This is a genomic window from Dyadobacter sp. 3J3 (assembly GCF_009801115.1).
Classification (GTDB): Bacteria; Bacteroidota; Bacteroidia; order Cytophagales; family Spirosomataceae; genus Dyadobacter.
Genome location: NZ_VTOL01000019.1, coordinates 1 through 21,053, shown reverse-complemented (window position 1 = coordinate 21,053; position 21,053 = coordinate 1). Strand labels below are relative to the sequence as shown.

Annotated in this window: 14 protein-coding genes; 7 read left to right on the top strand and 7 right to left on the bottom strand. The window is 41.1% G+C overall.

The window, feature by feature from the left end:
- The first annotated feature begins 5 nt into the window (after nt 1-5).
- A complete protein-coding gene (gene rfbD / locus FZF08_RS27915) occupies nt 6-857 on the top strand; it encodes a dTDP-4-dehydrorhamnose reductase (protein WP_159476879.1) in 852 nt (283 codons plus the stop codon).
- A gap of 101 nt (nt 858-958) precedes the next feature.
- Here the strand turns inward: rfbD and FZF08_RS27910 are convergent, their stop codons facing one another.
- On the bottom strand, nt 959-2,785 hold the full coding sequence (locus FZF08_RS27910) for a gliding motility-associated C-terminal domain-containing protein (RefSeq protein ID WP_159476876.1): 1,827 nt from the start codon (nt 2,783-2,785) through the stop codon (nt 959-961).
- Nucleotides 2,786-3,946: 1,161 nt separating this feature from the next.
- Here FZF08_RS27910 and FZF08_RS27905 point away from each other — a divergent pair.
- Nucleotides 3,947-5,038, top strand: a complete 1,092-nt coding sequence (locus FZF08_RS27905) for a Fic family protein (protein ID WP_159476874.1) — start codon at nt 3,947-3,949, stop codon at nt 5,036-5,038.
- 141 nt (nt 5,039-5,179) lie between these two features.
- On the opposite strand, the gene FZF08_RS27900 is transcribed toward FZF08_RS27905, so the two are convergent.
- A complete protein-coding gene (locus FZF08_RS27900) occupies nt 5,180-6,940 on the bottom strand; it encodes an alpha-L-rhamnosidase C-terminal domain-containing protein (protein ID WP_229216725.1) in 1,761 nt (586 codons plus the stop codon).
- Between the two features lie 613 nt (nt 6,941-7,553).
- Between FZF08_RS27900 and FZF08_RS27895 the strand changes: the two genes are divergently transcribed.
- The 4 genes from FZF08_RS27895 (at nt 7,554) to FZF08_RS27880 (ending at nt 12,951) form a co-directional block, all read left to right on the top strand.
- Nucleotides 7,554-8,483, top strand: coding sequence for a hypothetical protein (locus FZF08_RS27895; protein WP_159476870.1), 930 nt, complete (start codon nt 7,554-7,556; stop codon nt 8,481-8,483).
- Between the two features lie 90 nt (nt 8,484-8,573).
- On the top strand, nt 8,574-9,095 hold the full coding sequence (locus tag FZF08_RS27890) for a hypothetical protein (protein ID WP_159476868.1): 522 nt from the start codon (nt 8,574-8,576) through the stop codon (nt 9,093-9,095).
- A 91-nt stretch (nt 9,096-9,186) separates the two neighbouring features.
- Nucleotides 9,187-11,004: a carboxypeptidase-like regulatory domain-containing protein gene (locus FZF08_RS27885; RefSeq protein ID WP_159476866.1), complete on the top strand. Its 1,818-nt coding sequence runs from the start codon at nt 9,187-9,189 to the stop codon at nt 11,002-11,004.
- A 63-nt stretch (nt 11,005-11,067) separates the two neighbouring features.
- Nucleotides 11,068-12,951: a Dyp-type peroxidase domain-containing protein gene (locus FZF08_RS27880; protein ID WP_159476864.1), complete on the top strand. Its 1,884-nt coding sequence runs from the start codon at nt 11,068-11,070 to the stop codon at nt 12,949-12,951.
- Nucleotides 12,952-12,963: 12 nt separating this feature from the next.
- Here the strand turns inward: FZF08_RS27880 and FZF08_RS27875 are convergent, their stop codons facing one another.
- The 5 genes from FZF08_RS27875 to FZF08_RS27855 form a co-directional block, all read right to left on the bottom strand.
- Nucleotides 12,964-13,125, bottom strand: coding sequence for a hypothetical protein (locus FZF08_RS27875; RefSeq protein WP_159476862.1), 162 nt, complete (start codon nt 13,123-13,125; stop codon nt 12,964-12,966).
- Nucleotide 13,126: 1 nt separating this feature from the next.
- Nucleotides 13,127-14,512, bottom strand: coding sequence for a lipase/acyltransferase domain-containing protein (locus FZF08_RS27870; protein WP_159476860.1), 1,386 nt, complete (start codon nt 14,510-14,512; stop codon nt 13,127-13,129).
- A gap of 255 nt (nt 14,513-14,767) precedes the next feature.
- Nucleotides 14,768-15,055, bottom strand: coding sequence for a peptidoglycan-binding protein (locus FZF08_RS32195; protein WP_159476858.1), 288 nt, complete (start codon nt 15,053-15,055; stop codon nt 14,768-14,770).
- A gap of 133 nt (nt 15,056-15,188) precedes the next feature.
- A complete protein-coding gene (locus FZF08_RS27860) occupies nt 15,189-15,542 on the bottom strand; it encodes a hypothetical protein (RefSeq protein ID WP_159476856.1) in 354 nt (117 codons plus the stop codon).
- A gap of 331 nt (nt 15,543-15,873) precedes the next feature.
- Entirely contained in the window at nt 15,874-19,896 is a 4,023-nt protein-coding gene (locus FZF08_RS27855) for a cache domain-containing protein (RefSeq protein ID WP_159476853.1), read from the bottom strand.
- A 615-nt stretch (nt 19,897-20,511) separates the two neighbouring features.
- On the opposite strand from FZF08_RS27855, the gene FZF08_RS27850 reads away from it, so the two are divergent.
- Nucleotides 20,512-20,886: a glyoxalase gene (locus FZF08_RS27850; protein ID WP_159476850.1), complete on the top strand. Its 375-nt coding sequence runs from the start codon at nt 20,512-20,514 to the stop codon at nt 20,884-20,886.
- Nucleotides 20,887-21,053 lie beyond the last annotated feature (167 nt).

Below are 21,053 nucleotides of genomic sequence, written 5' to 3'. Positions count from 1 at the left end.
AAAAAATGAAAATACTCGTACTAGGCGCATCCGGACAACTGGGCCATTGCCTTAAAAAGGTTGCCGAAGAAAGAGGCATTACAGACATTTCTTTTCCATCGGAACAGGAAGGTAATATATTGGATGTCAATCTTCTTGATATATTATTCACAAAAGAAAAACCTGAATTTGTCATCAACTGTGCTGCCTATACTGCCGTTGATAAAGCGGAAGATGACGTTGATATTTGTCGCAAAGTAAACCGGGACGGAGCTGAAAATATTGCAAAGGCCTGTGCCAAATATGACGCCACTTTAATACATGTTTCCACTGATTTTGTATTTAAAGGCAACATTCCTCAAATTTTATCAGAAACAGATCCTGCTGAACCTGAGAATGTTTACGGGCTTACCAAACTGGAAGGCGAAGCGGCCATTGCGGATGTATTGGAAAAACACTTCACGATACGTACCAGCTGGCTGTATTCCGAATATGGCAATAACTTTGTAAAAACAATGCTTCGTCTGGGAAGCGAGCGGGACCAACTGGGCGTGATCGTGGATCAGACCGGCTCCCCTACTTACGCGATTGATCTGGCCGGTGCCATTCTGGACATTATAGAATCTGGCAGCACGACTTACGGCATCTATCATTACAGCAATGAAGGGGTAACATCCTGGTTTGATTTCGCCACAACTATTTTTGATATCAGCCATACCACCGTGAAAGTAAACCCTGTGAAAACATCGGAATACGTAACAAGGGCCGTAAGACCTGCATACTCGGTAATGGATAAAACTAAAATCAAAACCACTTTCGGAATACAAATTCCATACTGGAGAGATAGTCTGGACGTATGTATCAAAAAGCTGGTTTAGTTTTTGAATTTTGTTAACCACGAGGACACAGCGTTTTACACTAAGGAAGGCACAAAGCGTTAATCTTTGTGTAAAACTTAGTGCTTTGTGGTTAAACAAACTTACCGCTGCAACAAAATACTTCCCTTCCGCACAAACTCCTCACCCATTTCAGTTTTATATTTAAAAACATAAACATAATCGCCGTTTTCATGTGTGGAGTTATTCATTTTCCCACTCCATTCAGCGGCAGGACTTGAATCCGTAAATATCAGCGAGCCCCATCGGTTAAAAATTTCAAGTTTGAGAGGGGTCCCCCCGATTATTATAATTTTAAAGGTATCATTGATCCCGTCCTGATTCGGAGTGAAGATGGCGGGAATAAAAACCCGGGCATCACAAATGCCAAAATCTATATGCAGTTGTTTTTCAATAAAACAGGTCGGATCCTCATGATCAAATACCTTTAATTTGAAAGTTTTGGATCCCGTTCCGCTGACAACAATAGAATCGGTATTTTGATCTGATGTTTTAATTGTTTCCCCCGTCCACTCAAAATCTGTGTTGGCATTCGTAATTAGTTTATAAAAACCACAATTAACCTTTATCGCTTCTGGTTCGGCTTTAAGAATCTGTACTTTTATTTCGGGAGAAGTTATCTTTTCAATTGAGCAATGATTACGCACAACAACGGAATATAAACCAGAACGATCTGGTCTAAACGTTTTCTCTTTCGCGGTTTCAATTTTAGAGTTACCATCATACCATTGGTAAACAGTGTTTGTAGAAGCCGGGTAAAAATCAGCGGTCAGTGTAATGTCATTGCAATTTTTATCTTCAATAATAGCCAGGGTCGATTTTTGTAAATTAAAGGTTGAAACGAAGTTTGGAAGCCCGATACCACTAACCGCTCCTAACTCAAGTCCATCACTGACATAACCGCAGCTGATTCCTTTGCTATTGGGATTATTAATGACGCCCAAATTTTTCATTCTGTTTTTAGCGACATATATTCTATTATCCGGACCCATTTTTAGCGCTCCAAAATAGGATACGGCGGTCTGCCCAATGGTGGTTTTTGACTTCAAAATTGTAACTGGATTCTTATCTGAAATATCCAACTGAAAAATTCGGCTTGCGGTTTCAAGGGTTTCCGTAACATAAAGAAAACTCTCATCAGGAGAAAATTCCAGGCCATACGCTTTGAAAAAATCCTGATGTTTTATGGTTACAGGGTTAGAAATGATACCGGTACTGGTATCAAAATCGTAAAGTTCAACAATTCCTCTTCCCCATAAAGCTGCTGCCAACTTTGTTCCGGATGGTGAAAATTTCAGATAACCCAAAGATGAATGTTGGCTATTACCTATTCTATTTTCTACATACGATTTCGCTAGACCATCCTTCGTAAGAAGATAATTTCTGAATGTATTATTTCCAGCTTCATGCACTAAAATCCAAAAATCCAGGCCATTACAATGTTGCACTGCCGTTAGCTTTTCAGTGGAGTGCTCCATTAAAATATTTTTGGAAACAATCCCTCCTTCTCCCTGATTCAGACTTATATCCACAATGATACAACTCAAATAGCTAAAAGTGGTAAAGACATAATAAATATTGGGATCTCCGGGTTTTGGGATAATGATAGCGGATTGCGTGGCAGAATCATTACCACCGAGATCTGTGGCGCCCTCAATCACTTTGTGTTTATTATTCCAAATCTGTATTCCGTTTGTATACAAAAGCAGTTTTCCATTTTCATCACAAATAGAGGCCGTCCCCTCCCACTGGGTCATTTTGCTATCATTTAAGACAACTGGTTTTCCGCTGTTAAAATCTATTCCGGCTTCATATCCAAAATACCAGACATTAGCCCGCTTGCTTTCCTGGGCGCGGCATGGCTGTAATAGTAATAAAAATGAAAGAAATAGAATAATATAACGAGACATCTTACTAACGAATAACGTTGAACTAACAAACTGGTTTACAGAGCACTAAGTTATAAATTTGAACCCGAAACGGAAAGCTAATTAACAATAAATTAATGTCGGTTACAATCCTAGGGTGTCATGTGTGGTCAGGTTTTGTCAGGGAATTGTCAGGGATAGTTAAGGTGTCGGTCTCAAAACCTCTGTGCAACGCTCCTGCTCTCTGTGTAACTCTGTATAACTATTGTCAGGTTTTGTCAAGAAATTGTCATTGATCGTCAACGTAAGCAGCCTCAAAACCTCTGTGCAACTCTCCTGCTCTATGTGTAACTCTGTATAACTATTGTCAGGTTTTGTCAAGAAATTGTCCTTGATCGTCAACGTAACCAGCCTCAAAACCTCTGTACAACGCTCCTGCTCTCTGTGCAGCTCTGTGTAACTCTGTATAACTATTGTCAGGTTTTGTCAAGAAATTGTCATTGATCGTCAACGTAAGCAGCCTCAAAACCTCTGTGCAACTCTCCTGCTCTCTGTGAAACTCTGTGTAACTCTGTATAACTATTGTCAGGTTTTGTCAAGAAATTGTCATTGATCGTCAACGTAACCAGCCTCAAAACCTCTGTGCAACGCTCCTGCTCTCTGTGTTACTCTGTGTAACTATTGTCAGGTTTTGTCAAGAAATTGTCCTTGATCGTCAACGTAACCAGCCTCAAAACCTCTGTACAACGCTCCTGCTCTCTGTGCAGCTCTGTGTAACTCTGTATAACTATTGTCAGGTTTTGTCAAGAAATTGTCATTGATCGTCAACGTAAGCAGCCTCAAAACCTCTGTGCAACTCTCCTGCTCTCTGTGAAACTCTGTGTAACTCTGTATAACTATTGTCAGGTTTTGTCAAGAAATTGTCATTGATCGTCAACGTAACCAGCCTCAAAACCTCTGTGCAACTCTCCTGCTCTCTGTGTTACTCTGTGTAACCTAAACATACATCATCATTCATGTCGGAAAAAGATCAAATTTTCGACACAAAGAAAATTTCATGTCGAACGCTTCAACATGAAATTTTCCTTATGTCGAAAATTAGTATTATTTTCGACATAAATGGAGAGTAATGGTGAATCCATAGACATGAAACTTACCCTCAGCGACATTTCTACATGAGTCTTGCTGAAAATTAAACCTGACATGATGCAAAACAAAGATATACCTTACAATGATCTGCCAAATTTACCACCTGTCAATTTCGTGGAATCTGTCGAGATATTTCGGCATCTGTCGAAAGCATCCCGCTATATTGGAGAATTAAATGGTTTATGCGCATCTTTGCCAGATCCTGAATTGCTCATCAGCACAATTGTCTTACAGGAAAGTAAAAACAGTTCTGCCATTGAAAATATAGTAACTACTCAGGATGAACTTTATAAAGCAGCCACCGAAGAACAAACAGCCAGTCATACAGCAAAGGAAGTTTTGAGTTACAGGGAAGCACTTTACAGAGGATTGGAAAAAATAAGGTCCCAGGACAATTTAATCCTGACCAACACGATGGTTGAAATTGTTCAGACCGTCACACAGAATACTTCCGGGATCCGAAATATACCGGGAACTACGCTAAAAAACGCGATCAACGGAGAGGTGATATACACGCCTCCTTGTTGTGAAGAAGTTTTGAGAGAAAAGCTCGCTAGCCTGGAACGATTTATGAATGACCAGGAAATTTCTTCACTTGACCCATTAATCAAGTTGGCTCTAATACATTATCAGTTTGAAGCAATTCACCCGTTTGCGGATGGCAATGGCCGTACAGGACGTATTATCAATGCCTTATATCTGGTTCAACAGGAGCTATTGTCGCTACCGGTGTTATACCTTAGCTCCTACATAATAAAACATAAAACGCTTTATTATCAACTACTTAGAGAGGTGACCGAGACAAATAACTGGCATGACTGGATCATGTATATACTTACTGCCCTGATTGAAACCGCTCAGCTGACAACAAAGAAAATAAGGAATATGCTGACACTTAAAAATGCAACAGAAATACGCATGAAGGAGGTATTAGGCACTGCTTTCAGCTATGACCTATTGCAATTAATGTTTACTCTGCCTTATCTTAAGATAGAACTTTTAGAAAAAAAAGAAATTGCTCATCGACAAACGGCCTCAATCTGGCTAAAAAAACTATCAGAGTCGGATATATTAAGACCACAAAAAATAGGAAGGACCACCTATTTTATAAATTATAAATTAATGGAATTACTTGCAACGGATTAGGGGTGGCCAGATTTTGTCAAGGGTTGTCAGGAGACGGTCAAGGGTTGTCAAGGAATAGTCAAGGATTGTCAAGGTACCACCTCAAAACCTCTGCGCACCTCTCCTACCCTCTGTGAAACTCTGTGTTACCTACCGCACAACCTACAAATTACTCCCCACCACTTTCACACCCTTCGGTGCGTCAATGGTTGATTTGATCTTTCCATTCGCAAGCTTTTCATGTCTGATTTTAACAGGCCCCATCGGCGTTGGGAATGTTCCTTCCACCCATTGGAGATCACCCAGATTGGGCTGGATGCGTATCGTTTTGCAACCGGCTTCAAGCACAGTGACACCCAGTACATGCTGGCTCAGCCAGGCTGTTGGCCCGGATGCCCAGCCGTGGCAAAGACTGTGGCGCAGGTTTTTGTAACAATAAGCGCCAAAATCACCGTGGATGTCATCTTTCCCTTCGGGTACAATTTCGGTGATCGGGGCTGCATTTTTTGTCCAGTCCAGATCAAAATCCTCCCAGAAAGTGGTTGCCCCCATGTCCAGCATTCCACCCCAGTAATTCCGGATACAATCAAGCGCGCCCTGGTAATCACCCGCCTTGGCTCTGGCCTGAAGCATATAATAGCCATAAAAAGTGGACATTCTCGCACAACCATCCACAGCCAGCACTTCTGTGTTTGCTTGCTGTGCAGGCACAAGTCCTGAGAGTGCCAGAAGCGCGGCAGCCTGTTTGGAACCGTTTGCATCCGGAACATATAATTTCAGGTTGGTCGATGCGGCTTTGCATTTCTGTGCCTCGGCGGGCTCATCCAGGATCGTGCAAAGCTCCGCGCCTGCATCCAGGGTCATGATCATCATCGCATGCAGCCCCGCATGGATGGCCTTAGGGTTTTCGCTTGATGGCCAGTCCAGAAACCGGGTGCCGTCCAGATTCTCTTTGTTGTCTTTGGTTTTACTGATCAAAAGATCAAGCAGTTCAACCAGATATTTCTGCTGTTTTCTAAGATAATCTTTATCGCCCTGGTATTTGTAAAGGTCGCGGTGAATCAGTACCCACCACATCGAATAGGCGCTGATGCCGTTCATCCAGCCCGGAAGCGGTGTGATGTCCCGTGCCTGGTCAAGGCTTTTTGCCACCACTTCGTTTTTACCAAATACACTGTTGATCGTCATAATTTCAGGGTGCATATCTCCAACCCAGACAAGTCTGTCTCTTTTGATACCGTCCCACAAAAACTGCTGCATGTTCAGATGCACCGTATAAGCACCGGTATTCCAGATGGTGTTCAGTCTTTCGTCATTACTTTTAAAAGAGCCCACATAGGCCAGGTCACGGTATTCAAAAATAGCGCGCGCTTCCTTTAATTGCAGCTCGCGGTTATCATCAACCAGATCTATCCGCACAAAACGAAATCCGGTATTACCTGCATTCATCACGCCCAGCCAGGGCACTTCGATCATAAAATCACGCATGGCATGATCATTCGTCGCGCCGCTAACGGTATCGATTTCAGACATAGCCTCACTGACAGATTCTCCAAAACGCAGTCTTATTTTTATAGGGCGGTGATCGGCGGGCTGGTCTGTTACCAGCTGTATTCCTCCTTGTATTTCTTTTCCAAAATCAAGAATAAGGCCAGGTTTTTCGCCGTCCCTGCTGGTCATCGTACAGATATTCTGATGCACCAGATCGGCCTGTCCTGTGCCGGGCCTTAATAGATTCTGCTCCCCTGAAATACCTGATCCGGCTGTTTTCCAGACAATTCTGGTTGCCGTCAGATACTGTTTAATACGGGCATCTTTTTCGGCGGTAACGTTTGTGCCAAATATCGGGGGTAAATGCTGCGCCAAAACAGGTTGGTTTTCAAGGTATAATAAACAGAAAAGCAGGGCAAGTAGTTTTTTCACTGGGCGGCGTAGGTTTAGAAATGATTGCTTTAAGATCGTAAAAATTTCCGGAAATAAATCAATTTCAGGCATAGAACCAGCCTGTGCTATCCTGCCTGTTTTTAAGGCAGTCGGACGCGGTTATCCGGAAACTGGTCAGCCAGGCGCAAGTATGCCCCACATAAGGATATTCCGGTTAGCCATTTTTCAATACAACCATGATCTGACGAATAATCAAGAAACGCGGGCACTTTACCACTTAATAACTTAAAGCTGAATTATTTACACCAGACCAAACAAATCAATAGCTTTGGACAGACGAAGCTCAAATTCTCCTCCCCCCGTTAAAATCAACGTTTCTCCTCGTTAGGCATTTTCCGGACGACTAATCCACGGCGTGGGTTTACACCCATTATCAATGTTTTTTAAAGATCACTTTTGTATCTGCTTACTCATCCTTTCAATCCGTTAAGACCAAAGTTGTAAAACGGCATTAGCCAAAACAAGGCAATCCATTTCCTATTACTGTCCATTGTATTTTTTGATCTGTAAGATCAGAGACTGGCTTTTTGTTGCCAAAAAAATAATATCCTATGTACCGAAATACAATTTAACAAACAAAAACACCTTTATTATGCCAGAAAACCCAATGCCAGAAAATCTGATGAACTCAGTATTGGCCAAGCTTTACGACGTTATTGCCAATGGTGACGGTGTCACTGTTCCTAAATCAGAGGACAATTTTTTCACCTGGTGCTCGCCGGGAATTCCCTTTGATGAAAATGAATTTGACTTTTTACAGCAAGGCCTCACAGGCGTAATCAAGCCTGAATCTTTGACCACAAAAGATGCAGCAGGTGTTGAAACAAAGCGGGAACTGACCGATGTGGAACGCGCTGAACTGCTTGCTCAAAACACATCACAAATGTATATGCAGGCAGAATCCTTTGCAAGGTTTGTAGATTTCATCCCGGATGCTTCGGGCATGAATGATGCCCTGGCACGCATGAATATCAAAAATGACGAAGGCACACTTTCGGACGTTTATGATTTTGTACTGCGGTTTAGCCAGGTTGCCAATACGGAGCTTTCTGCGGATGACAAGGCCAAAATTGAGAAATATCGTCAGCTGCTTCAGGTAGAAAGGGAAAAAGAAGACCTGATAACGGGTGAAAAAATCAAAGTGATGGAAGAAAGTCCGCTGGTAAAATTATATGCTGAAAAGCGGGCCGCCTGGGAAGAAGCATCACTGGTCTATAATAATTCAAGAATAAATGCACTTACTGCCTCCACGCCAAGGGATGTTCACGATTTTGCAATAAACGCCAGCATCTATCGCAGCCGGGTAAATTTTGCGATGAGCGACTGGATTAACAACGGATACAAAAACGAGTTTGAAGGCATTGCAGCCCGGATCGATCAGATGAGCTCAAGGGACCTGACCATTATCAAAGCCATTTACAAAGATGCGCTGGCCAAAGCCAGACTTACCGGTATTGTCGGTGGCGGCGATTTCTATTATACCAGCCTTGCGCCTGCCGGTTTTATCAAGTCAAAAGGCTAGACACGCTTTACCTTCACCAACAATGATTTCAGTTATTATTCAAACAAAACTTCAACCGGCGGTAAGGCAGGAGGCGGATTCAGCCTTGGGTTGTTTACGATTGGCGGCTCCGGCGGAGGCAGTAAAGAAACCTTGAAAACGCAGGCTGATGTCAGTAATTTTGAGCTGTCATTCGAGATTGCACAGGTTCAGATACAGCGTTCGAACTGGCTGAAAAGCAATTTCCTGACCAGTAAAACCTGGCGTTTTGACCCCAACAATCCTGAATCAAAAGGAGATATTTTAAGTGACGGAAAAAGACCGCCACGTGCTGACTCCATGCTGCCGGCTTTTGCTACCTCGATGATATTCATTAGAGGATTGAAGTTAAAGTTTGCCAATTCAGTCTCGGTTGGCGAAAGTCTCCAGACAACTGCCAATGGTGGCGGAGCGCTGAGTTTTGGGCCATTTTTCCTGGGCGGCAGCGCAAAAAAAACCACCTCGGAAGCCAGGAGGGAATTCCACAGCGACAGCCAGGGAATAAGCGTAGACGGACTGCAATGCATTGGTTTTAACTGCCATTTGCTGCCGGTATGCCCGGATCCTAATCCAACGATTACCAATTGGGTATAAAAAATTAATTGCCGGATCAGATAATTGGCTCCGGCAATTAATTATCATTTAATAAAATATAAATAATTCTGAATTAAAGCCTTTTAAAGTTATGAGCTTAATTCCTGCAATGTTCCAGTATATAAAAAAGATGGTTGGGGCAAATGATGAAAAGCAAGTAGCCTTTGCTCCACTGGCCACGCCGTTCACCAACGATGATTTCCTGTTCCTGAACAGCGAGATCTATGCAAAAGACCCCGCAAAATATTATAACGAGGCACTTGAATTTTCGCAAAAGGCAAATTCAATTATAAAAAAGGAAGGCATCTGGGAGATTGACTCGGCTGATTTTCTTTACGATAAGTACATTCAGATCCTGAATGGTGCGCGATTAATAGCAAGCAGGGAATTTAACCAGATCGAACTTGATCAGCAGGCCGTTGCCAGGAAAGTACTTTATGGAGAGGATAATTTACCAACAGCGGCGTTTCAAACTTACAAAAGTTACCAAAAGCAATACAAAGAAATTATTGACAAAATACAGCTGCATAAAACTACACAACCCGGCGAGTCATCACCCGAAGCTGTTTTATGGAACAGTACCTTCGCTGACTATGAAAATGAATTAAAGAGTAAAGAATTTGAATGGAAAGTTTTAGGTCAAAAAAATGCAATAGAAGCAGCCATTGAAACATTTGATGAGCCCAGGGACAATACCGAACGCAATGAATTTTGCAGTCAGTGGCAGGAGGCTAAAATAGCACTGAGCACTTTACGATCAGAAAATATCGCATCGGGCGCCGATATATATCCAATGGGCTGCATTCCGAATAACCTGTATCAAATCGGAGGGTTTGAATGGACACAAGTAAATCTGGATAAAAATGAAATAAATAACCTGACGGCAGCGCTAAAACAAAACGCAGGAAACATTGATATTGAATCCGTATTCGGAAACGACGTACTGGAAGTTGATAGCATAAAGTTTGAGATTTGCCGTGTGATCCTCTCGCGCGCCTGGTACAAAGAAAGCCTTTTGTTAAGCCGGTACTGGAACTATCCCGATGTGTTGATCTCCTCTGCGGAGAAAGACAATTTTGAAGGAATACTGCCCGCATACCCGGTTGAATTTATACTTGTCAAAAATGTAAATCCCGTATTATCACCGGATTCTGAAAAAAACAAAATGGTAAAGACACATTTGGAATCGGGTTTGCCTGTATTTGCCGGACCATTTATGCTAAAAACTTCTGCCACTGCTCAATCGGATTCCAATCAGCTTCAGGTACAGAATTATACCAGACAGCAACTGTCTGTCGTAGGAAAATCCGCTGCGGAGAGCGCTGTCGTCCATGACCACCGGACAAAAAATGTGGGTATGAGTTTTATTCAAAAGGTACAAACGGTACAGGGAAAAAACTTTTCCTTGTTTGCGCAGGATATCAAATTACGTGGCAACATACAGCCGGCAGTAACAGCTTTCAAAACACCTTTTGGAAAAAAATTCACAAAAGTGCAGGTCGCTGACAGGGCAGGTTTTGTTTGGGTCGGCGATCATTGGGAAAGAGAACGAGCTATACCGCAGAACACCGCTGCAATCTCAGGCCATGTTGTGGATGAGCATAATGCCGGTATTTCAGGGGCCGAAATAAATATTCTGGGTGCAGACTCTCCAGTTCCGAGAAATTATATCAGTGATGCCAGCGGCTCTTTTTCAAGTGATAATATAAAGTTTGGCAGTTATCATATCACAGCCAAAAAAGACGGTTTTTCGATCTTTGAAACCAATGTTCAACTTACTGCAAATATCAACATTGGAGCAGTTGCGCTTACATCGGTTAAGCCGGTCGACAGCTTTTTGCTGCTGGGGGTTGTATACAAAAAATTGCCTCTGCTGCCCAATCCTATACCAGGAGAAACCTATTCGTAAGGAAATCTCTTGAATAAGCCTTCCGGTCATTTAATAAAACAACAATTTGACAAACAATACATTATGAAAAAACATGACTTTTTAATCTGCACCTTCAAAGGAGATGTAACGGTATATGTAGCCGAAATTTTAAACGTATTTCAGGATCGGTTTGATTGCAGGTTTGTGCACTCTGAAAGTCTGTATACCTTTTCTCAGCAAACCTGGACTGTACTGAAAACGACCGGTGCTTTTCCAGTTGGCACCCCGCTTACTTCCCATGAATTATATACAGAAAGCACAAATCCTCCCACGTTAAATTCATTTACATCGGTGACTTTTGCAAATGGAAAAAGCTATCTGGGCAGGATAATAACCGTAGATCCGCTGGCGGTACGATTCCTTCACAAAGGTATTCCCGTTTATGTTTTTGAGAATAAAAAAATAATCAGCTCCGGAGGTGTATACCCCAGAGGACAGGCTATATTGGATGCAAAACCTTTTGCTCTTGCAGGCAACCCGCTGGAATTGCAACCGATAGATTTAAGCCGGAAAGGAATCAGTTATAATGGCGCCGATTTTAGCAAAATCGCCCCCGAAATACAGGGTAATATTGTAAAATCTCATGGCCGGGATCATACTTCGCATATCTTTTTTCAATTCAATGCCGGCAAAACCGAAGATGCAAAAAAATTCATAAAAGAGTTTGCTTTGACCCGGCTCACCTCTGCTTTAAAACAAAAACAGGACAGCGATAAAATAACAACGGAAAAAAAACTGGCCCGACAAGAAAACAGAGAACCCAGACTTGAAGCACTTCAGACACTGTTTATCAGCCTTATGCTGAGCTCAAAAGGTTATGCTTACCTGCATCAGGATACCACAGATCTTGAAGCTGACTTCAACTCCGGAATGAAAAAGGCCAATGATTCCAGCTTTCAAATGTTTGACGTTCCGGTCGAAAACTGGGAGGCCGGTTATCAAAAGGAAATCCATGGGATGATCCTGATTGGCTGGGGAGGCAAAACCAGAGAAGCGCTCGACGCAGAAACATCAAAAATAACCGACAGACTGAAAGCCAACAATCTGGCAACCATTTTAACAACCGAAAAAGGCGACGCTATCACAAACGCCAACAACGATCACATTGAACATTTTGGCTATGTGGACGGGGTGAGCCAACCAAAATTTTTCAATGAAGAATTATCGGAGTTGAAAGATAATGGCGTTCAAACCGTTCACTGGAATCCGTTGATGCCGCTGGACCTTGTGCTGATCAAGGACAGCAGGGGTAAAAGTATACACGCATACGGGAGCTATTTTGTATTTCGAAAACTCGAACAGGATGTAAACGGTTTCAGAAACGCCGTTGTGGACCTGGCCGGAGAACTCTTTAACGATCCCGGCAATGACCAATTCGATCTGACCGGAGCAATGATCGTTGGCAGATTCAAAAACGGGGTGCCCGTTACGATCAGCAGCAGCAACAAAAAGATCGGAACCCAGGCTGTTAACAACACGTTGGCCGGAAAAATAAATGATTTCAATTATGACAGCGATGCCGATGGAGCAAAATGTCCTTTTCACGCACACATCAGAAAAACAAATCCAAGGACCTCATCAACAGCAGCCCAAAGCGAAGAAGAAAAACGACACATGATGGCCAGAAGGGGAATTAGTTACGGAAAACCATCGGAAGAAAAAGTCGGATTATTATTTATGAGTTTTCAATCCAGTATTTTCCAACAATTTCAGCATCAGCAGGAAGTTTTTGCAAACGCAGATGAGCATGGAAAAGATCCCATCATAGGGCAAGGGGAATTTGCTGACCAGCAGCAGAAATATGCCAGAACTTACAATGACAAAAAAACAATTGAAGGAGCAAAATCTTTTAACGGATTTGTTACGTTAAAAGGAGGAGAATATTTTTTTGCTCCATCAATCAGTTTTCTCACATCGATTCAATAATCCGGATGGGATTTAGCGCATTGATACATCCTCGCCGAATAAAACGGCACCGTCTTCATTCCATTCTGTTGCCTGAATGCACAACGAACCGGATATGGTTTCTGCCTGGCGAAATGGAAAACGGAATACACCGTCAATCAAATCGGCGGGGATCCAGTTTTGTGTGTCATTCATATCAATTGTCTCTGAAATCGACCATGGATTTGCCAGCAACAGCAATATTGGCCAGGTTGACCCGGATGTCCATACTTTCACTGTAAATGGTTCTTTCCGGAAACTGAGTTTCAAACAAAAACCCCTTTTTTACCTGATGCTGTGAAATCTTGAAAGCAAGTAGAAATTGTGAAAACGGATCACCCTCGGGCTTCAGAGTAGTATCCAGAAAGCCGGTGTGAAGGTGCAGTTGGTTCACTGGAAATTCATCTCTTGTCTTTCTGAACGCATTTTCACAGGGATTTTGCTTACGCTGGTGTAAATAAATTCCGGTTCCGCGGATCGATAATGAAAATTCGATATCGAAAAATTCAGTAACGCCCTCGTTGGGTGCTTTAATTTTGAGGTCAAGATCTTCAAGCCACATCCTGACTTTTGTATTGCCAAAGAGAAAACGTTTTAGGTTTTCATAGGTTTCAAAACTGTTCACAATACCCTTTCGTCCGGAATGCGCACGGTGTACATTGGCCCAATAGGCACCTTTTATATAAGCCCGGTCCTGCTTCACCAATCCATCGCTGTGATTGCCCGTTGCTTTCCTTACCGCGCCGTAACTATTGTAATCGCTGCCTATAATACAAAGACATTTACCCTCCGGGAGCGTATTGTTCAAACTTTGCAGGTCTGGTTCGGGTCCGCCGTTTACGGCATTCAGTTTCAGATACTGTCGCATTCGGGTCTCTTTAAATATTGCGCCATTTAGTAAATTGGCCTGCCCTGCCAAAAGATCTTCAAGAAAATCGGGCACAGCGCCAAGCTCTATGCCGCCATGGGGCGTACCAATGGTTATCAGTCTGTGAATCCATTGCTGCGGATCAATGCCCTGGGACGGAAGCAGGTTTTGTATTAAACATCTGCTCACCAGGCCGCCCATGGAATGGGCGATGATGATCACTTTATAATCTCCATTATTTTTACCAAGATCAACCCCGGCATCCATGAGTTCTTTGGGGATTTTTTCACAGATCAGGCTTCGCAAATCTTCTGCATGTTCCTCAATGGGCCGCACCTTATCCTGAATTACGTCCCGGTCGTAAAACCGGCTGATCCATAAACTTCGGGCAGGGTTTTGTTTTTTTCCAAAACTATTGGCCAGTGCCAGAGCAAGGCCGCCATTGGCCGCATCCACATAGCCATATTCTTTAAGTAGCCTGATGAGCTGTCCTTCAAAAATAATAGGTTCTGCAAAATTTGGAGGAGCCGCGTTCCTTTTTTCGACAGACGTTTCGCTGTATCCGTAATAGGCATCGTAAAAAGCATCTTCTCTGGAACCAGAAGTTGGGGTGAAACCTCTGACATAAACGATCGGATAAAACCGCTGCTCTTTTTCAATTTTGATCTTTGCCATACAAATGGTTGGAAATAATAAATCTTATTACGAAATGAATTGTAAGAGAACTTTTGCTATCGACCCTTGGTCGCAAATCCTCTGTAAATGTCCAAATTGCCTGAATCTGGAAGCCGTATACCGATATCCGATAGCTTATAATTGTAATTCATGATCATGTCTGCCAATCACAAACTGTAATGTATATACGCACAAGGAACCCGGCAGAAATACTTCACTATTTCTGTAAAATAAACAACCCTCAAAAAAACCAACTCAGACAGGTACTTTCAAAGCCAACCAGGTTTTAGGACCTGCAATCCCATCAGGCACCATACCATTTTCCCGTTGAAAAGCGCGAACGGCCGCTTCTGTTTTCGGACCAAAATCACCATCAGCAGGAATTCCCGGATTTTTTTGAAGTTCCATGATTAATTCCCTTGGCATACCTTGCCCTCCCCTTCGAAGCGTCATTCTGCCGTCATCCGATTTTGAAGGAATCAAAATAACAGCTGGCGCAATCCCGCTTAAAATTTCGGCTACCTTTGATCTGAAAGTGACCATATCCAAACTGGGATCCGTTTTACGGCCTCTTGGCAAAGCATATTCTTTATGTCCTGCACAAAACTCCGGGCCTTTTCCGATGACTCATCTTACGCTATCCCTCCTTTTGATTGTGGTAACTCTTCATCCGCTGTTAATAATTCTGTCCCGCTATCATCATGGCCGTATATTCCACAGCTATCAACCGCACTTTCATCATCCGCCTAAAACCGGCGAAAACACATAATCCCCTCTTCACATGAACAGGTACCCATTTGTTATCCTCTTTTACAAATCCTTTTCTTATAGTAAACGGGAAACCAAAGTCGGCCCTGTCCCAGCCAATTGGCAAGGCCAGTGAATTTAGCTCCTGCTGATAACTATGACTCGCCGCACGTGATTTGAGCCAGGATTCAATACCTTCCCGGATTGCGGAGCAAATAATACTAACCATCAAAAAGACAAATATTATCCCAATGGCCACTTCCAGAGTTTCAGAACCAAACATAACCAGATTTTCTAAGGGTTTAACTTTAAACAATATTGTTTTAACCGGATTTTATTATTCAAGCCCCTACGAAAAGAGCCGCTATATGCTATACGAAACTTATTTTTTGAACAAATAAAAAACATGTATTTGTGGACTCAGTCCATCATGTAAAAGCTCTTCCCTTTTTTTGGATAAATAACACTGTCAAAAGAAAATTGTGAACCTGCAATCCTGATATACAGTCAGATAAACGATTTATCTATATAAATTTGACAATAATTTTTTATAATTTAAAATGAAAAACTAAAAGAATTTCGACTTATTATTAAGCGGTATTCACCAGATTTTCCTAATTATTTTTCGGTGTTTTCTCAAACATAGAAAAGAACTTCAAAGCTGCGGGAACAGAGATCGTAAGTACAGAAAGATACTTAAGAACCGTCTCATAAGCCTCTTGCTGCGAGGCAAAAAGAAATGCAAATACCGCAACGATCAATAGTATCAGCGGAATACGCAAGCTATTCCAGGTACCGTTGTCTCTGATCTGATTACGGATTTTCATTGCCTCGGTAGCACCAATGGATGTCAGTATAAAATTTCTAAAACCTTTATTGAAAAGACGCAGACCGCTATCTGCCTGAATGATCAAACCTTTGCTGATCAGCAGTGAAAGATTATAATCATCATAAGGATTGACCAGACCATCCTCCGCCAGGTCATAAAGCAAAAATTTCTCTTCCTTGGTAAGCGACTGCCAAAGGCCCATATAATAATAATGGCCCGTAATTTCGAGTTTAAAAGCCAGGGGATCACCTTTGAGCCCATGCAGTTCTTTTTCAGATAATTCGCTTAGCGTATTTGTTACGGGCAGACGCATTTCATGGAAAAATTTACCATAATTGGTCTCAATTTTCAAACTCTTCTCCCATCCGCTTTCCTGATCCAATGGGTACTCGAATGCTACGATTTTTTTTATCATAATTCTAAAATGACAAAGCAGCACATGCCATCTGTTTAAATCATGCTCTGGCTGGCGTTCCCCCAAAGGTTTTCTGCTTTCGTCCTGATTTAATGAATCCAGAAAGTTGACCGGATGAACGGTCGAGACAATGATAATTTTACAATCCTTTCTTTGTCTGAGGCCTTCAAGGAAATTTAATTTGATTCTGTTGGTATTATAGTTGTTTAAATCATATTCAAAATGGTCAATAATAACCATCGCGTATTTGCCTTTCAATGCTCTGTCGGTAACAGCTTTCCAAGCGGGATCGTCAGTCTCTCCTTCTTTATCAGGAATCAACAACATATCAACAATGTAAGTATTGTTAAGCCAGGGATCCTTCCGGTCAAAAAATAGTGCTTCCCCGTTTACACCGAGCAAAAGCCCTTTCCGGATATTTTTCTTAACCGTATCAAGAATTGACGAACCAGGCAAACCAATGATGAAGAGCCTGAAATTCATATTATTATTAAAAAGTAATTGGTTGTCGATCTTATCCCAGCCAGTTTGTGATGGAAGATTGAGGGCAAACAATTTTCTGATGATCCTGTGCAAGAGGAAGAAAAATAATGAAAGCGCCCCCAGTGCCAACAACCAGTAACTGAAGCCCCGCCAGGCTTCGGAACGATCGTATCGTATGGGAAATTTGTAATTAATATCCGCAGTGGCCAGTTTAATTTTGCCTCCTTCAGGTTTGCTGTAATTGGTCAAAGTAATACCATTGCCAAAAAGATGTATGGCTCCTTTTTGATATTTGTGATAAGATTTGGCTGGATCAGAGGCATTATAGTATGTCAGGTGCTGAAATATCCACTTTGTAAAATCGTCATATTTAACACTTTCAAAATCAATCTTCGCTTGATGCCTTACCCAGATCCCGTCATAAAACATATTTACATTTTCCACTGGGGTTTTCTTTCCGTTGCTTAAATCCAACTGGTCTTTAATGAACTGATTATGACGATCAATACTTATAAGTCTTGATTCATAATTATACGCTGAGGTAAAAAGAAAAACAACCGGAACTGCGCTGATGATAATTAGCCTGGTAAAAACCATCAGTGCAAAACTGTTGCTGACTGAGAGTTTCAAAGCAACCCAATCCAATATCTCCACGTTTTCATCGTCGCCAAAATAACGCGTATATTCGATAGCAACAATTAGAATAAAAACCTCATAACCAATAAAATACCAGAAATTAATTGCAAAAAAAGCTGCCAGATTAACAAGAACGACAACAATCCATAGCGCCTTGACCGATTTTTCTTTTTGGATAAATTTCTCTTCGTCAATATCGAAGTAACGCTTTTTATATTGTTTGTTTAAAAAGATGGTTACCGCTGTGGAAGAAACGAGCAGAAAGAAAAGAAACTGTAAGAAGGTTGTAATGAACGAGACGAAAAATAAAATGATAATAATGAATAAATTAAACCCGATCACCTGTAGGTATTGGTATTTAAGATTACGGTCCGGACCTAACCACGAAATATCAAAATAGTGTTTTTTAAAAAACGAAGGTCTCTGGAAAAACAGATATACAATCAGAAACTGAACCGCCAGAAATGTAAAGAAAAGAAGAAGCAATGAAAACGTAAAAATAAAAATCTTGATGTCCCGAATCGAGCTAAAAGCTTTGTCTTCGAATATAACCATATGATATGGCAGATTTGTAAATTGACTTAAATACACGTCAAATTCATGCCCACCATACTTTGTCCGAAATGATGTTTCTTCATTATCTAAAAACGCATTACTTAGTTTATCCGATTCTGAAAATTCATCTAACAGGTTTTCATTCAGATTCTTTGATGGATCGGAGTGGTATAACACACTTCCCGCATCATCAACTATTGCATAAGTAAACCCAGCCGGAAGCAGAGGTTTGTTCATACTTTTCGGATTAAAAGCAATAGCAGCGTAGCTGGCGCTGCTGTGATCTCTTTCCGGTAATGGAATTGATACAACGGTTATAAAACTCCCGGTAGTCCAGGAAATAACCTGCTCAATACCAATCTTTTGACTTTTTTTTGAATCAAGATAAAATGGTTTATTCGATTTAAGCTGTTTAAAATAATTTCTGTTGGCATAACTCGCCGCCGGAGCACTTTCAGTTGAATTGAAATTTTGTACTTCTCCCCCGTCTTTATCGAGCCAGAATATTTCACTTACATTTATACCGGCCAGGCTCCCTTGTATCTCTTTACAAAAAGCCTTGTCGATTTGCTTTACTTCGACATTTTTCTCCCATTGATAGGCCATTGATGACGAAACATTGGAAATATTCCTTTCAACTTTAAAATTTTTCCGTGCGAGGTCTACCTGGATTAAAGCTTTATAAGCCGATCGAATTTCCAACTCAAAGGCGGCCTTCAAACCATCTCCCAGATTCTTTTTACTAATGGTGGATGGATTATCGCCAGGCCGCATGGATCCATTGTAGTTGACAAACCCAAAGACCAGAAATGCCATCAGCAGCATAGATGTTACAAAAGCAAAAAGTCCGTCAAAAACTGTCAGGCGGTCCTTATTTCCCATGTGGTAAAGTTTTATCCAGGGAAGCGACAGGATGGTGGTTATCACGATAAAAAATATAAACAGGACGAGTGTTTCCGGCAGACTTGTATTTAAATGCTGGTACTTGTTTTTTTCTAAAAGACCTGCAATAGTCACCGAAGAATTATAGTCTAACCGTACCTGTTGCAGAAACATTTTATAATCAGTACCACTGAGCCTAATATCCCGTACACTTTTTTGTAAAAACGGTGTACGTTTTGTCAGAAGCGAATCACTGATAACCTCAATAACACCACTTGGAAATGTTTGGTAAATAATTTCGCCACGGGTGTCTAATAATAAATACTGATCAAATATTTCGTCAGGAAGAAGCGGTTTTATAAATTGATGAAAGGAATAATCCATTTTCAAACTGATAAGGTGCTTTTGCAAAATAATTTGCACGTTGTTTCCAGTAAATTTTACCTGACGTAAACTATCCTGTGTATTTGGGTCTATAAGTGGGGTTTTACTTATAGAATCCAGTTTAAAATCTTTTCTGGGAATTGATTTTACATACGTTTGCAATCGATCTTTATCCTGGAAGGAATATCTGTCCGGGTATGAATTATTCTTTACATCCAGTATCACATTCATCAACACCACCGAATTATCGATTTTGTTGTGAATATTCTTATCGATATTCTGCAAAGCGCGCGAACGCAGCGCGTCAACATTCCTTCGATTAGAGGGAATGTAAACAAAAGAGTATAACGCGCCGGCAACAAGAATAAACAGTATTGTACTTAAAACAATAGCCTGTTTCCGGTCAAATGAAAAGAAACTAGATAATGAAAATTGTCCGGAGTCACGTTCCATAATTTAAGAGCTGATTGTGGATGGCTTTCAAAAAAGAAGAGGGAATGAATCGTCAGTATTTTGGTTTAGATTAAATTGTTAAAATATCTGCCCGAATTTTACCAGAAAAAAATTTCAGACAGCGCAAAACAACAACGTATAATAATATACGCAGTTAATAACTGCACAAGCTTGTCTGGTCAAAAAAAGGAAGCCACGTTGAATCCGTTCTTTAGAACCTTTTGACTAAATTCAGATCAAATAATAGAAACAATAAATGAAGATGCGTGTGTGTACTTTGAAAGAAAAGCTAAAATAAAACGCTTTTGTAAAAAAATAATAGTGTGTAGGTTTTTATCCGCTGCGAACGATAATATATTTAATTCGCTGAAAGATAAGCACTTAAAATATAATTAATTAGGTAAAACAATTAAAGTGATTAAACGGTATCACAGCGCACCGCAAATCTGAGTTCACCTTGCTTATTAAATGAATATATGACACCGGGCTGCGGATGGATCCGACATCAAATAGAAATTAAACGAGAAAAAAATAAATAACTGATTGCAATCAAGCAATTAAAAGAGCCCGGATTTCTACCTTTGTTTCTTTATCACAATAAAACGACAAAGACTTATGGAACATCGTGCCATATCAATACGGCCTTTCATCGGAGCCAAAGATTTTGAAATTTCAAGGCGTTTTTATAGTGATTTGGGGTTTAAGGAAAGCGTTCTAGCGCCAGATCTTTCCGTATTTAAAATGGAGCAATTAGCATTTTATCTTCAGCGCGCCTATGTAAAGGACTGGATCGATAATACGATGATCTTCATGGAAGTCGACAATGTTGCGCGTTATTACGAAGACTTATCAGCCATGGACCTAAGCAGCAAATACGAGGGAGTAAAATTAACTCCAATACGGGTTGAAGGTTGGGGAAGAGAATGTTTTTTGCATGATCCGTCAGGAATCCTTTGGCACTTTGGTGAATTTTCAAGTAAAGTAAGTTGAAAACATCGTTCAGTTTTAAGACAAATAGCATAATTTTATAAACCTGAGTTCGATTTTAAAATAGAGTAATTTGATTTGTATTACTTGTTTCAAATTTGATGGCAGGCTTTTTGGGAAAGAAACAATAAGCAATCAACCCTGATATCAGGTTGGTTATAAAGTTGCCA